The organism is Metallosphaera javensis (ex Sakai et al. 2022) (assembly GCA_021654415.1).
GTDB lineage: Archaea > Thermoproteota > Thermoprotei_A > Sulfolobales > Sulfolobaceae > Metallosphaera > Metallosphaera javensis.
In genome coordinates this window covers 1,744,890-1,758,631 of record AP024487.1, presented here as the reverse complement: position 1 = coordinate 1,758,631, position 13,742 = coordinate 1,744,890, and the positions used below count along the sequence as shown (strand labels likewise).

The 13,742-nt window shown below is 42.6% G+C and carries 11 protein-coding genes and 2 pseudogenes; 6 read left to right on the top strand and 7 right to left on the bottom strand.

Annotated elements, in window-relative coordinates; all coding sequences use genetic code 11:
- Positions 1–7 precede the first annotated feature (7 nt).
- Positions 8–1,315, top strand: a complete 1,308-nt coding sequence (locus tag QVC96_RS09960; protein WP_287689132.1) for an MFS transporter — start codon at positions 8–10, stop codon at positions 1,313–1,315.
- 34 nt (positions 1,316–1,349) lie between these two features.
- On the opposite strand, the gene QVC96_RS09955 is transcribed toward QVC96_RS09960, so the two are convergent.
- A complete protein-coding gene (locus QVC96_RS09955; protein ID WP_287689131.1) occupies positions 1,350–1,907 on the bottom strand; it encodes a helix-turn-helix domain-containing protein in 558 nt (185 codons plus the stop codon).
- 215 nt (positions 1,908–2,122) lie between these two features.
- On the opposite strand from QVC96_RS09955, the pseudogene QVC96_RS09950 reads away from it, so the two are divergent.
- A pseudogene (locus QVC96_RS09950) lies at positions 2,123–2,845 on the top strand (IS1 family transposase).
- Positions 2,846–3,001: 156 nt separating this feature from the next.
- On the opposite strand, the gene QVC96_RS09945 reads toward QVC96_RS09950, so the two are convergent.
- Complete coding sequence (locus QVC96_RS09945; RefSeq protein ID WP_287689130.1) at positions 3,002–4,069, bottom strand: transposase; 1,068 nt, start codon at positions 4,067–4,069, stop codon at positions 3,002–3,004.
- Positions 4,070–4,219: 150 nt separating this feature from the next.
- Between QVC96_RS09945 and QVC96_RS09940 the strand changes: the two genes are divergently transcribed.
- Positions 4,220–4,861 carry a helix-turn-helix domain-containing protein gene (locus QVC96_RS09940; protein WP_287689129.1) on the top strand — a complete coding sequence of 214 codons (642 nt, stop codon included), beginning with the start codon at positions 4,220–4,222 and terminating at the stop codon, positions 4,859–4,861.
- Here QVC96_RS09940 and QVC96_RS09935 read toward each other — a convergent pair.
- Both QVC96_RS09935 and QVC96_RS09930 read right to left on the bottom strand, forming a co-directional pair.
- Positions 4,851–5,633 carry an SDR family NAD(P)-dependent oxidoreductase gene (locus QVC96_RS09935; protein ID WP_287689128.1) on the bottom strand — a complete coding sequence of 261 codons (783 nt, stop codon included), beginning with the start codon at positions 5,631–5,633 and terminating at the stop codon, positions 4,851–4,853. The genes QVC96_RS09940 and QVC96_RS09935 overlap by 11 nt on opposite strands.
- Positions 5,626–6,693, bottom strand: coding sequence for a hypothetical protein (locus tag QVC96_RS09930; RefSeq protein ID WP_287689127.1), 1,068 nt, complete (start codon positions 6,691–6,693; stop codon positions 5,626–5,628). The genes QVC96_RS09935 and QVC96_RS09930 overlap by 8 nt, the downstream gene beginning before the upstream one ends.
- A gap of 865 nt (positions 6,694–7,558) precedes the next feature.
- Here QVC96_RS09930 and QVC96_RS09925 point away from each other — a divergent pair.
- Together QVC96_RS09925 and QVC96_RS09920 are read left to right on the top strand one after the other, a co-directional pair.
- Positions 7,559–8,514: pseudogene (locus QVC96_RS09925) on the top strand (transposase); the annotation flags it as partial.
- A 134-nt stretch (positions 8,515–8,648) separates the two neighbouring features.
- Positions 8,649–9,656 carry an amidohydrolase family protein gene (locus QVC96_RS09920; RefSeq protein ID WP_287689126.1) on the top strand — a complete coding sequence of 336 codons (1,008 nt, stop codon included), beginning with the start codon at positions 8,649–8,651 and terminating at the stop codon, positions 9,654–9,656.
- A gap of 141 nt (positions 9,657–9,797) precedes the next feature.
- On the opposite strand, the gene QVC96_RS09915 is transcribed toward QVC96_RS09920, so the two are convergent.
- From QVC96_RS09915 to QVC96_RS09905, 3 genes are all read right to left on the bottom strand, one after another.
- Complete coding sequence (locus QVC96_RS09915; RefSeq protein ID WP_287689125.1) at positions 9,798–10,301, bottom strand: aromatic-ring-hydroxylating dioxygenase subunit beta; 504 nt, start codon at positions 10,299–10,301, stop codon at positions 9,798–9,800.
- A 4-nt stretch (positions 10,302–10,305) separates the two neighbouring features.
- Positions 10,306–11,556, bottom strand: a complete 1,251-nt coding sequence (locus QVC96_RS09910) for an aromatic ring-hydroxylating oxygenase subunit alpha (protein WP_287689124.1) — start codon at positions 11,554–11,556, stop codon at positions 10,306–10,308.
- A 259-nt stretch (positions 11,557–11,815) separates the two neighbouring features.
- A complete protein-coding gene (locus QVC96_RS09905) occupies positions 11,816–12,568 on the bottom strand; it encodes a creatininase family protein (protein ID WP_287689123.1) in 753 nt (250 codons plus the stop codon).
- Positions 12,569–12,766: 198 nt separating this feature from the next.
- On the opposite strand from QVC96_RS09905, the gene QVC96_RS09900 reads away from it, so the two are divergent.
- On the top strand, positions 12,767–13,732 hold the full coding sequence (locus tag QVC96_RS09900; protein ID WP_287689122.1) for a VOC family protein: 966 nt from the start codon (positions 12,767–12,769) through the stop codon (positions 13,730–13,732).
- Positions 13,733–13,742: the final 10 nt, after the last annotated feature.

Here is a 13,742-nt window from a genome sequence, read left to right as displayed (position 1 = left end):
TGCTGAAATGAGTGGAGGAGAACTTGCAAGGAAAGATCTTGTAAAAATAACAGCCGTACTTAATATAGGTACGTCTCTTGAATGGTATGATTTTGTAGTGTCATCAACAGCAGCAGCAATAGTGTGGCCTGAAATATACTTTTCTTCTTCTAACCCCGCTACAGCACTGCTCCTATCCTTTACCGTTTTTGGGATAGGTTTCTTGTCTAGACCTATAGGATCAATTTTATTCGGTCATTTTGGAGATAAAATTGGGAGGAAATCGTCACTAGTATGGACATTATTAACTATGGGCATAGGCACTCTAGGTATAGGTCTAGATCCTTCTTTATCCCAAATAGGTATACTGGCACCTATCTTGCTCACTCTTTTTAGGCTACTTCAGGGACTTGGGATAGGTGGCGAGTGGGGTGGGGCAGCTACGATGTTAACTGAGTTCGTAAGTACTAAAAGGTTCAGGGGATTCTGGGTAAGTTGGATTCAGCAAGGGCTTCAGTTTGGCGTTATTCTTGGAAATGTCGCTTTCTTATTACTCGAAAGACTACCCGAGCCGGTATTTTTAAGTTCTGGATGGAGAATAGCATACTATATTGGATTTGTAATAGCCATCACTGCAGCTGTTTTAAGATATAAAGTCTATGAAACCCCACTCTTCACCAAGTTGCTTTCTAAAAAAGAAATATCGAAGATACCATTTGTTGACATGATGAAAAAAGATTGGAAGAAAGTTTTTATCATGGCTATGATATTCCTAGAGGCCAGTGCAGGTTTCTATATTGCAATTAGCTTCAGTCAAGCATATATAAAATCATTTCTTCATTTTAATTCAAGCTTTGCAACTTTAGCAGTAATGATAGGAGCTATAGCTACAGTATTTGGAACAATGGTAGCAGCGTATCTTAGTGATGTTATAGGAAGCAGGAAAAAGATCATGATAATTAGTCCCATTGGAGTCATTTTATTTAGTTTTCCTTTCTTCATTCTAATGAATACAAGAGTTCCATCTTTAGTTATACTTGCCGTTGCTGCATATTATGTTATAGAATTATTTGGATGGTCTGTAATGCCAACGTTTTATGCTGAATATACTCCAACAAAATATAGATACACGGCGACGTCGTTTGCAATAAATCTTGCAACACCTTTATCTGGAGGATTAGCACCAATAATAATGACGTTTATACTTCAACAATTTAATGATAATTATTTAATAGGTTGGCCTTACGTGGCATTAGTAAGTGTGATTTACGGTGTTCTGGGCTTGATAGGAGTATTACTCGTCAAGGAGGATACAGCTACAAGGGCCTTGGAGTAACCCTTTACACTTCGTGGAGGATAAACAGGAGGAGTTAGGTTTCATAGTCTTTTTTAGCTTGAATAATGTTCCTAAATCTCAATTCCTCTAGATATCTGTTGATCATTTTACGCTCCGCCGACCTCAAATGATAAGCGACAGTGGCTTTGTTAACACCTAAGAATTTGGCCAGTTTACCCATTCTTATGGATTTTGGAAAGTTAAAATAACCTTGCATAAATGCTAGACTCAGTATTTTTAACTCTTGTGGAGTTAATTCGTCTTCTTTATGTTCATACTCCTTCATACCTAAAACCTGGATATCCCCTTCGCTCTTCAATATATCTAAAAGCTCATTGATTTTATCCCTATATATTAACACTTTCCAAAATTCCTTCCCATCATATTTAAAATCATCAACTACTAATCCGTCCAACGAAAGTATGGCTTCCAATACACGATGGGTATTTTTCTTGAAATCAAATATCACATATCTGCCGGAAGTATGTAGCGAATAATAGTCGATGTATGACCTATGTTTCTTTATTGTATAAATTAAATCCTTATGTTTCTTTTCCAATATTATAGTACTTCTAACATAACCCTTTTCCAAATTTACGAAACGCGAAAGATTTTCAATAACATAATTTCCTATAAATGTTGTCCAACAGTTGTCATGATGAATGGAAAAGCTTAATTCATATAACGTATTCCTCACAAACCTTCATTAGTAATATGTTTATTTGAGCTATATTCTTAACGTTTATACACGAAAGTGTCCATGGCGTCGTCATTAAGGTATAAATATTTGTATAGGGAGTATTACTTATGGCCAAGAGGGGAAGGAAACCTGTTTACGGGGACGTTCCCTGTCCCTCGTGCGGAATCACGTGGTTAAGAACGGGAAGGTGACGGGAAGGCAGTTCTACCTGTGCAGGGAGTGCGGGAAGACGTGAAGGGAGCGAAGCACCATCACGATGAGAGCGTGAGGGAGAGGGCCCTCAGGATGTACGCGAACGGGATGAGCATGAGGGCCATCTCCAAGGTACTTCAGGTCCCCTTGGGCATGGTATTCACGTGGATCAAGAGGTACGGAGGGAAGAATGAGCAAAGCTCGTGGAGCTGTGGAGGAGAGCCAGGGATGAGCTGAATGAGGGCGTGAAGGTCGTGGACGAGATGTGGACCTACTTCAGGAGGAACGCGAAGACGTTTTACTTGTGGGTCTTCACGGGATTCGTGTTCTCCAGGAAGGGAATGTACGTCATGTTCTCCGTGGGAGACAGGAGCGAGAACACGTTTCAGGAGCTCGCGCAGTACGTGCCCGAGAAGGGGACCTGGGTTTCGGACGACTACAACGTCTATTTCCTCCTCCCCGAGCACAGGGTCGTGTCACCCGTTAACCCCAATGAGTCCCTCCACTCGTCCCTCAGGGACAGGCTCGTGAGGTTCAAGAGGGCAACCAAGGCAGTGAACAGGAGCTTTGATATGATGAGGTACTCCGTAGGTCTCGTTCTGTGGGAGAGGGGGCTGGTGCCAGAATTTGTACCTTAATGATGACACTATGAAATAACAGATCGTTTTTACCATCTTACGTAGATTAATTATAATTCACAAGGGGGAACCTGAATGAGCCTCGTCATGAGATAATCAATGAAAAGATAATCATCGTGTAACTTACCGAATATTTCATATAGCACTTTTCGGAACTTACCTTAGACTGAACAGTTTCTTGACATCACCAACCTCGAGGTAAAGAGTTTTAAGCAGGCGGGAGAGCCGTACGACTCCCAGGCTCTCCCCAAGGACGTATCTCAGGGAGAGGAGGAAGTTCAACGTGATCGAGATGAGCTTGACGTAACCAAGGTTCTTACTCCACGTCCTGAACGAACCATTCTCCAGGCCCAGAGCCTTCAGTTCCCTTATCACCACCTCCACGTCCCACCTGTTCTCCCATGCGGTGAGTATCTCCTCAGGGGACATGGAGAGGTCGGTGGAGAAGAGGTATCTCCTGCCGTAACCCTTATAGTCCAGTACAACTAACTTCACGGGGACTCCCAGGTACGTGACGTGGTGCTCTCCCTCGGGGAGGAGTCCAACGGGCACGGACCTGTCACCCTCGACGACCCGTGCGCTGGACTTGAGGGAGGACACCACGTCTGAGAGGAGGGTCCTCCCGTTCACGTACCAGGAGTCGAAGGTTATGACCTGTACGTTGAGCTCCCTCCTCAACCTGTCCAGGACCTGGAGGGTCATGTCCACCTTCGTGGAGAAATTCAGGTCCTGTCCCACGGCCTTGGCCATCTCGGCCACCTTCCTGGCCACGTACGCGTCTACGTGGACCAGGTACACCTCGCCCGTGACCAGGTCCCTCACCGTGACCACCAGGAGCTGGATGGCGGGGATGAAGGTCCCCTTCACCCTGGAGTAGAAGAACATGGCCAGGTTCCTGGACACGGGCATGGCCCTGGCGTAGGCCTTCTCGTCGAAGGTATCGTCCACCGCCACCTGCACTGGATGATCTCCAACCAGGAGCTTCACAGGTGGGAGCAGGTCAACGTCAGCCAGCTCGTCAAGCTTGCCCAGCACGCTCTCGTAGTCGAAGCCCAGGGCCTCGGCCATACTCGCTAGGCTTCCCCTCTCCGAGATCACAGCCAAAAGCAGCTTCCTCACAACGTCAGCCCTGAACTTCCTTAGCGCATCCCTCAGCGCGTTCAGGTAATCCCTCCTCCACCTTAGCGCCTCCTTCAGTTTCCTCAGCCACTTACCCCTTCTCATTATTCAAAACTCGTATTACCCTGGTAAAAAACTTTTCAAGGGCCGAGGCACTGACGTCAAGTTCAGGGAAATGCTATTCATATATGAAAAAGGAAAATATCACATGTTTATAACATATATTTATATATATATTGGTACAAACTTCTATGCATGAAAAGCGATCACACAAAGTTTCCTTTGAAGCGTGTCGACATGAACGTATTTCATGAGGATTGTTGGACATCATATATCGAAGAGTCTGTTATCGAATCGTTAGGGAGAGTATATTATCCAGAAGATAACAAGATAAGGGTATTCATGCTTATGAATAAAAAGGATCTAGAAAAGATCTTCATGCTAAACGGAACTAAAATAAAGAAGGTAAATAATATCTCAAGATTAAATAATAAATTTCTAGTCGATATGATAGTGGGTTATCGTGGATCCATTTTAGAGATTTTTAACATGAATAACGTCCTAGCATTAAATATGTCAAATGTCGGTGGTAGGGAGAAATGGAGTTTCTTGGGATACGAATATCAAATATCCAGAGTTATAAGTGATCTAAGAGGAAGTGCGAAAATAGAATCCTATACAATAAGTGATGTAGGAAACTATTTAAATGGTCTTACTGATTCAGAAATCACCGCGCTGAATCTAGCCTTCGATATGGGCTATTTTGAGTACCCTAAAGGAGTTAAGGCCGAGGAATTAGCATCTCTACTCGGTGTAAAGAAGTCTACCCTTATATATCATTTGAGGAATGCCGAGAGAAAGATAATAGGAAGTTTCCTGAGGAAAATTAATCCATAAGCAATCCGCCGTTCACGTTTACGGTTTCGCCAGTTATAAAGGAGCTTGCATCGCTAACTAGGAACGCCACAACATTTGCCACGTCCTCAGGGGTTCCAATTCTACCGAGTGGATGGAGTTTCTTTAGTTCCTCCAATCTTTGATCAAATCCAGTCTTGCGAAGCATATCAGTTTCAATAAAGGATGGAGCCACCGCATTTACGGTAATGTTATAGGGCGCTAAGTACTTAGCTAGATTCCTTGTTAATCCCAGGAGTCCAGCCTTGGAAACCGTATAGGCTAAATTGGCCTTGCCTAGTCCACCTGTCTTTGCCACTATGCTGGACATTATAACTATCCTTCCATATTTCTTGGTCATCATTTCTGGAACTATCTCCTTCAGGAGCAGAAATGCGCCCCTGAGATTGGTGTTGATAATGGTCTCCCACTCTTCTAGGTCTAAGTCAAGGAAGTGATGTGGGGAGTTCACACCAGCGTTGTAAACTAGTATGTCAACCTTACCTGAAGTTGATACGATTTCCTTGCCTTTACCCCTTACTTCATCCACGGAGGATAGGTCCATAGGATAGGTCCATATCCTTGTTTCTCTGTGCGTTTCCATGAGTTTCTCCTTTAAACGCGTCAATCCATTAGAGTCCCTAGCCACAAGGATCAGATCCGATCCCATGTCTGCTAGCTTTGAGGAAATGGCCTCTCCTATTCCACCCAGCGCTCCTGCCACAAGCGATACTTTACCCGATAGCTCTTGCAAAGCCTTTCCCCGCTCACTCATCTCCTAAGACTCTTCCCCTATCCACTACCAGCTTGTCATCTAGATAGATGGTACATTCCCTCATGGCAATATCGTAGTGGTTCCTAGTGAATCTTCCAATATGGTGATTGGGACCTGTGGAAAATAGAAAGTTTCCCCAGAACACCCTTCCCTCATCTCCGCTCACTCCCTTAGTGTCTGGCGATCTGTCATAGGTGGCCATGTTGGGCCATTTGGCTTTCTTGTTTAACCCCCATCCCACATGGGATACGGCATACACGTTCTTGTCGTTGTATATAGCTAAATGTTCACGCATTAGCTTGGCATCAAAGCTATCTCCCCTAACATCAACGACGTAGTTGTTTTCGATAATTAACTCGATCCTCCCAGTGTGATACATTGCGAAGGGTGTAACGTTATAATCTCCAGTATCTATGACTACTTTACCGTGAGAATCCGTGGGATAGTTACTCACCATATTTTGACCCCAAACGTCCCACCTTCCGGGTTCATCGGAGAAACCATATGAGGCAAAGGTAGTATTAGGGGAAAGTATAGCTGTGAAATCTGTTCCCGCTTGCGACATTACCCTCATGACCTTGGCATTTCTCAGCATGGAGGCATATTTAAGTACCCTTTCTTTCATCATTTTAGCTTCCTCATCAGACCATGGCATGAGTCTACTGAGTACCTGCGGTGATTGTGCCCCTGCTCTTAGTACTCTTGTGCCCGATTTAACCAATTCAACTCTTCCTGGCGTGTGTATGAAACCCTCAAGGGTAAGATCCAAAACTAGATTAACTCCCTTTAAAGAGTTAATGACCGACCTAGATAGGGCCAGCATTCCTCCTAAGTCTATATTTCCACTTTCATCATACCATCCTCTACCCCAATTGGGAATTGTTATTTGGAAGGTGTCGGATCCCATATCTGATGCTGCAGCCATTGCGGCCACAGCGTAATCCCTCCTACTTGTTAGGTCCGTAACTACCGCTAAGGACTCGTCACTTCTTAACTTACAGTTTTGGAGCTGCCTCCTGAACATTTTATATAGGAAAGGAGATACATCACTCTGCTCCATTTAAATCATCACCAATCTCAATCCTGCAACTTTAGCTATTAAATTTTATTGCCCAATAATATAATAGGATTTGTGGTATATAGTATTTCGAAATAAACCACTGATTTCCGTTTCGCTAAGGCAATATGCGGAGTATCTATAAACAAAGCCCTTTCATTTTCACATAGGCCATATAAATGTTAAAGAAGATTTTATGGTTCCCAGCAGCTACCATATACTTTTGACGGTTAATTAGATTGCAAGTTCATTCTAATTAGCTTAGAGATATTAACCGATATTTCCAGTAATTTCCAACCTAAACCTGTGTAGAAGGGATTATGTGAAGGTTCAGAGCATCCATAGTGTCGTCAAATTTGCATAAATTCGTCTTATGACCTCGAGAGTTCGTACTGAACTCCTTGAACCTTAAAAATATGCTAACATGACTACACTATGAGAGCATCCAAGAAATTCTAGTAAATGTTATAAGCTGTGGGCGTTGTTACGAAAAATTACATAAAATTAATGTGCGGGATATCCGAAAACAAGGCCAGATCGATGGCAAATGGACATTTAACAGAAATATAGCCTTACAGCTACCTAACTGATATTACATGCATTAATGTTAAATTGAATTATTTTATAAAGCCTAATGTTCCTCATTTATCGCCAATTATCCGCCGGAAACATTGCTGGTGGGCGATTCAGGTTTCCATTGCGAATTGTAATTAGTTAATCTACGTGAGATGATCAAAATCAATCTATCATTTTTCAGTAATACTTTAAGGGGAACACGATGTCATACCATGACTAAGCTAACTATCGAACCCGCGTATCAACTCCGGGAGGAGTTGATACACATCGTGTTCGACCCCACATTTCCTAAGCACTGGCTCATGAACCCGTTGAGGAGATCGAGGAGCTAGCGATGAGGGAGGCGGAGGAGGTAAGCCCGAGGTACGCGAGGGGGAAGAGGATCAAGAGGAGGGGTTACGCGAGGTACAGGTTCCTAACTGGTTTCTCGGTGGTGATGGAGGGCAGGAGGATTGAGTACAGGCTCAGGTGGATGAGCGTGAGGTTGCCCGTGATGTACGACGGGAAGGGCAGGGTGAGGACGGGGGTTGAGAGGGAGTTGCTGAGGGAGGAGGAAGATGTGCTCAGGAAGCTGCTCACGTTCTACTCAGTGCTGGGAGGGAAGATGAACGCGAGGCTCTGGACCCCTGAGCTTGAGGTTGAGGGAGACTTCCGGTACGTGATAGCTGACGGGAAGTGGGTCAAGCTTAGGGGAAGGGAGTCCTCCTGGTGACAGGCGTCACGCGCGAGGGTAGGAGAGCTGTGCTGGACTTCCTCCTGGCTAAGGAGGAGGACGCGAGGAGTTACTGGAGGCTTTTTGCAAGGGTGTGGAGGAAGTTCAACTTCAAGCTCGTGGTTGCGGACATGGTCAGGTCCGTGGACTCCGCGCTTGAGCTCTCGGGAATAGACGCGAAGAGGCAGCTCTGCCTCAACCACGTCAAGAGGCGCCTGGACCGCGACGAAAGGAAGGAGGTCGACCTCCTCGTGTCTGGCCTGCTCGCCGAGTTACCTGACAGGATCAAGGAACTGGTGGAACGCGGTCTCCTCTCCTTCACCTCCCTTCCTCAAGAACTTCAGCGCCTCCTCTCCACCAACAACCTGGTGGAGTCCTTCAACTCCCTGGTGGAGAGGAGGAGGTTCGGCAAGTGCCACACGCCCCACAGGCTAACCCAGATCGTCTGGGCCATCGCCGATAACTACAACATTTTGGATAATTTTTTACAAGAATTGAATAATATCCATATACTTTTCGTTTTCTTTACGATCTAGACGTTTCCACTCAATTAATCCTACATTGAATAATGAGAAATGAAGGAACTAGAATTCAATTCGCAATGGAGACCTGAATGGCCCTTGCTGGTCAACCATAAATTAAATTAACACAGAAAAGCAAATATTAATTCATGATAATAGATAGCTTCACTCACATTAATCCCCCATTATATCTTAAAAGACTTAAGGAGATAGGAAGGGAATTGGGTAATTTTTCAATTACGAATGTTTCTGGTAATTACCTAGAGATGTGTAATGTTCATAGGCATTTCTGCGATACTTTGGAAAGAATAAAGGACATGGAGAAGTTTGGAATAGACGTTCAAGTGATCACAGTTCAACCGACCCTAGATCCCAATATCTTCGACATTTCATATGACATGAAAAGGAAATTATCTGCCATTCTCAATGATGAACTATCGAAGATACAAGAAAGTAGTAATGGAAAAATTATCGCTATTGGCACGGTAGCTATATCCAATGCAGGTCAGATAGATGAGGAGGAGATGAAAAGAGTTATAAATGATCTGGGCTTAAAGGGCTTTCTGGCCTTGTCACATATCAAATGTACCCCTGTGGATGAATTTAAGCAGTTTTGGGATAAGGCAAATTCGCTACAAGCTCCTATTTTTCTTCATCCCATAGATCCATGTGCAGGAATGATAAGACCATCGGAAGGGGAATTTAACGCTCTTCATATATTCTCATGGCCCTATGAGTCAGCTCTTGTAATCTATAGATTGGCCTCTAAAGGTATTCTAGAAAAATATCCTGACGTTAAACTTGTAACCCATCATTTGGGTGGCGTAATACCATTTTTATGGGGAAGGATATTTGAGTCCCTAGATCAAAGTTCCCTCTCCACTCCTAACCAAGTTCCTTCACCCGAAAGAGTCCAAGAAGGGTTACAAAAAATCTATTATGATACTGCAATAGGGGGAAACGTTGCAAGTATTAAATGCGCACTAGAGGTTTTAGGACCGAAGAGACTTGTTTTTTCCACCGATTACCCATGGGGACCTAAATCAGGACGACATAGACTTGAGACATATCCCAAAATAATACATGAATTAATTATAAGCGACGAAAGCAAAAGATATATATTCAGTGAGAATATAAGAAGAATCCTAAATATTTAGGTTCGATTAGCTAATACTTTATTTACTTGTTATGTCATGGCTCATTACCATGGCTAACCATTTTGTGATATATTTAAGATAAGAAGTCTTTAACATGAAATGAACGTGAGACCAGATCAAGCCCCATGCGTCCCCTTGGACTTATATGAAAACACTAATATTCCTGATGTTTAGGACAGGTGGAATTAGCCTTGCCTCGCGTCTCCTAATTTTTAATTCTTCCTTTTTCCTTACGATCTCATCTTTTCTGGTGGCTATGATTACATCAATATCAGCCTCCTCTCTTGCCTTATAAATTACTACATCACTAAAGACCAATGCTACGTTGCTCACAGGCTCTACTAATACGTTGCTCACAACCCTAACGGTGTTTGACGGTGGATCCTCGGCCCAAGCATATTTTGTCTTAAGTCTCTGAACCCTCAATGTAAGACTTGCCTTAGTATCATCAAAGATGATTATTTCCCTTTTACCATGAGTGGCTACGCCCTCTGAACTAACCGTATCTTGAAACTTAGTCGATACCACAATGTATTCAGCATCGTCAGTAAACATCTCTAACCATTTGTCAAAATTTCTTTCATCGAGAAGCCTAGCTTCACGATATAAAAAATCCTCTATCTCCTGCCTTGGGAATTGTTCCATTATCTTATCCCTTTAACAGTTCTAGCCATCTTTTATAAAACATGCGTTGATTTGTTTCGCCGAAGGGAGCACCCAATATTCCACGTGCGTTAGGACCAAGAACCGAACTGGCTTCCTTTTCCATTCCCAAACCACCTTGATAGTTTAGCTTTACTTTTCTGCCCATTGGTCCTCTTAAGGTTTCTGAAATTCTGAACCAAACCTCAGCATCGTCCTGTTCAAATACTCCTCCAGGGCCAAATTCTAACTCAAATTTTTTTGCTATTTTCCTGTTTTCCTCCTCTGATACCCTTCCGTCCACTACTAGCCAACTCCTTACCTCAGTCTTCTCTGGCCCCTTGGGGTTCCAAACACGAAGGAAGGTGTATGGCCATAAATCCAGTACTGAAAAGTTAGGAAAAATATGGAGATGTCCCAATGGCATGATATCCCTTACAAAATCGCCCATCTTATCAGCTATTTTATCTATGGACTCCCACAGTATCTTCTTATATTCCTCACTGGCCTCAACTCCTCTTCCGGTTCCCCCTACCTGAGCCCCAAAGCCGTGCCCATTTTTAGTTGAGATCTCAAAATCGTTTGGAGAATATGGGTTTCTTAACCTTACTTCCACAGCGGATTTATGAGTGAATAATGCATGGTACGAATCTCCCATAAAGTTTTCAGAAGGTATTTTCCAATTAACTGGAATAATCCATCTGTGCACTCCTCCATATATTTTCATGTTTCCGTCATACCGGTCTAGAAACATGTCGAAATATGGCTTCATGTCCCCTAGGTATTCCTCAAACGAAGGGGCTTCTGGATCCCAATTTCCCCAGATAGTCCCCTTGTAATTAACCAGTCTAGGAACCTGTATTAGCCCCCACTCACTCTTATCCAAATTTGGATAAGCTATTTTTTCCAATGGGACACCAGTCAATCTTCCTTCGCTGTTGTAAGTCCAACCATGATATGGACAAGTAAAGAAAAATGAGTTTCCCTCGTCTCTTACGCAGAGCTTTGTACCTCTGTGCCTGCAAAGGTTAAGAAATGCCCCGATCTTTCCATCTTCTCCTCGTATTACTAAAACCGGGTCTTCCCCCATGTACGTGGTAACGTAGTCTCCAGGATTCTTCAGCTGGGATTCGTGGGCTAGATATAACCAGCATTTACCGAAAATTTTCTCTTGCTCTAACCGGTAAATATCTTCGTTCGTAAATATTTCCCGCGAAATAAGGCCTTCATCTACTATTACCAAAGAATCAAGATCCATCTTGCCATCAGAATGTATTATTTGATTGGGGTTATTAGATCTTTTCTATTCATGCTAACAAAACTTATCTATGATGTCAGGTGCCTTCGTTCCATATTTCGAATATGTATTTTAGTAGCGTATGAAGCATATAAAAACAAGGCCAAATAGGGGCTGAATTAAATGTTTAACTGAAAGATAACTAGGTCACCTAACCGATATTGAACACTATACCACCTCTAGGATCTAACTATAAATATTATTTAAGCGAACACCATTATTAAAGTTTATTTATAGTTTTATTAAAATAACTGTATAATTCTGTTATTAGGAGCTCGAAGGCCTCTTTCCCCATCTCGGATGAAGATAAAGTAGGGTCACCTATAATTCCCACATCAGACACGGTATGAATGCCTTGCTTCCTCATTAATTCCCTGGCTTTTTCCACGTTTCCTACATAACCCTTGGTTAACTTATCCAATCTAACTAAATCGGGCTCTAGATATAACATAAGGGATGTTTCTCCGATTCCTCCATGAGCTCCCACTAATTCCCTCGGTATTCCTCTTTTCAAAGCCGGTTGATTAATTATTTCGGAAAAACGTTCAAAATCCGGATAAGATTCTACATTACTGAAACCTGATTCGTTAATGGCTTCGTTTACTGCTTTAAAGTTCCCACCGTGGGCTGGAATAATGATTATTCTCTCAAATCCATGGTTTACGGCTGATGATATGTAATCTAACAAGATTGATTTCAGGGTTTGAGATGAGAGGGAAACCGTTCCAGGGAAATGAAGATGATAGGGAGAATATCCCAAGGATACCAGTGGCCCCACCAAACCGTTCATTCTTTTGGCAAGGGAAGTAGATATATGAGTTGCTAATAGAGAGTCGGTGTAGAGAGGAAGATGTGAACCGTGTTGCTCCGTTGAACCTACCGGAATAAATAAGGTTTTTCTACCATTATTTATCTTTTCCATGACTTCATTCCATGTCATGAATATGGTCATGACTTCGTGATCTACTTTCATTAGCTATAATTGAGGATATGCTGTATTTAAGCGTTCCAGGAGGTAGTTCATTTTTATGTAATCTATCTATTTTTATGTAATCTCTCTTCAGTAGACCTTACAATTATAGACTTTTTTACCTGGCAATATAAATGCAATTCTCTCATAAGACGACCACTACCGAAATTCTTTTATAATCAGTAATAAATAATCTCACTCATGATAGATACCTTAATTACAGGAATTTCTCATGTGTCCCTGAAGGTAAAGGATATTCAGGAATCCCTAGATTTCTATAAAAATGTGATAGGTATGATTGTAACAGAAGATAATGGCACAGAGGCTTATCTGAGGGGGTACGAGGAAGACTTCCATCACAGTATAATGTTATCTGAGGGAAAAGAAATTGGCCTGCATCACTTCGCTTTTTGGGTAAATGGGGAAAAGGCGCTAAATTCCATCATGAAAATCCTCGATGAAAAGAACTTAGGGTATAGAAGGATCGAACATGAAAAGGGAGTTAACGAGGGACTGTTGGTGGAGGATCCGTCAGGTTTCCCTGTAGAATTCGTCAGTTCAATGAAAAGCGAAAAAATAATGCATCAAGACTTTATAACTAGAAAGGGAGGATTTCCATTACGCTTGGACCATGTTACAGTACATACACAATTAATTGAAAAAGAAGTAGATTTTTATGCTAGGCAGTTAGGGTTTATCATTACTGAAGAAATAAGATCCAAGGAAGGCAAAACCAACGGAATATTTCTCACTAGGAAGGGTAACACTCACGATTTAGCTGTATTTAGGTCCGATGGGCCCGCGGTTCATCATATTGCAATTCAAGTGAGAGATGTGAATGATATAATACGAGTTTGTGATATTCTTGGGTACATGAATAGAATTGATCAAATTGAATTTGGTCCAGGCCGTCATAGGGCCACTAACGGGCTTTTCATTTACTTAAGGGACCCAAACGGTTATAGAGTTGAGCTATTCACAGGAGATTATATGGTGATTAACCCTAACTGGCAACCAATAGTGTGGGAGGAGGACCCAAGGAGGCTTGTGCTTTGGGGACATATACCTCCACCACGATTTAGGGAAAAAACCCCTGTTATCGATCCAATTACAGGGAAACTTGCAACTCAAAGCAAGATTGGCGGCGAAACTCCTATCTCGCTGTAAGGATATTATC

What these genes read in the sequence shown, in the direction of transcription:
- QVC96_RS09935 (WP_287689128.1), bottom strand. Translation starts at nt 5,633, where the DNA reads ATGAGTGAGCGGGGAAAGGCTTTGCAAGAGCTATCGGGTAAAGTATCG.
- QVC96_RS09910 (WP_287689124.1), bottom strand. Translation starts at nt 11,556, where the DNA reads ATGGATCTTGATTCTTTGGTAATAGTAGATGAAGGCCTTATTTCGCGG.
- QVC96_RS09960 (WP_287689132.1), top strand. Translation starts at nt 8, where the DNA reads ATGAGTGGAGGAGAACTTGCAAGGAAAGATCTTGTAAAAATAACAGCC.
- QVC96_RS09940 (WP_287689129.1), top strand. Translation starts at nt 4,220, where the DNA reads ATGAAAAGCGATCACACAAAGTTTCCTTTGAAGCGTGTCGACATGAAC.
- QVC96_RS09930 (WP_287689127.1), bottom strand. Translation starts at nt 6,693, where the DNA reads ATGGAGCAGAGTGATGTATCTCCTTTCCTATATAAAATGTTCAGGAGG.
- QVC96_RS09900 (WP_287689122.1), top strand. Translation starts at nt 12,767, where the DNA reads ATGATAGATACCTTAATTACAGGAATTTCTCATGTGTCCCTGAAGGTA.
- QVC96_RS09905 (WP_287689123.1), bottom strand. Translation starts at nt 12,568, where the DNA reads ATGAAAGTAGATCACGAAGTCATGACCATATTCATGACATGGAATGAA.
- QVC96_RS09920 (WP_287689126.1), top strand. Translation starts at nt 8,649, where the DNA reads ATGATAATAGATAGCTTCACTCACATTAATCCCCCATTATATCTTAAA.
- QVC96_RS09915 (WP_287689125.1), bottom strand. Translation starts at nt 10,301, where the DNA reads ATGGAACAATTCCCAAGGCAGGAGATAGAGGATTTTTTATATCGTGAA.
- QVC96_RS09945 (WP_287689130.1), bottom strand. Translation starts at nt 4,069, where the DNA reads ATGAGAAGGGGTAAGTGGCTGAGGAAACTGAAGGAGGCGCTAAGGTGG.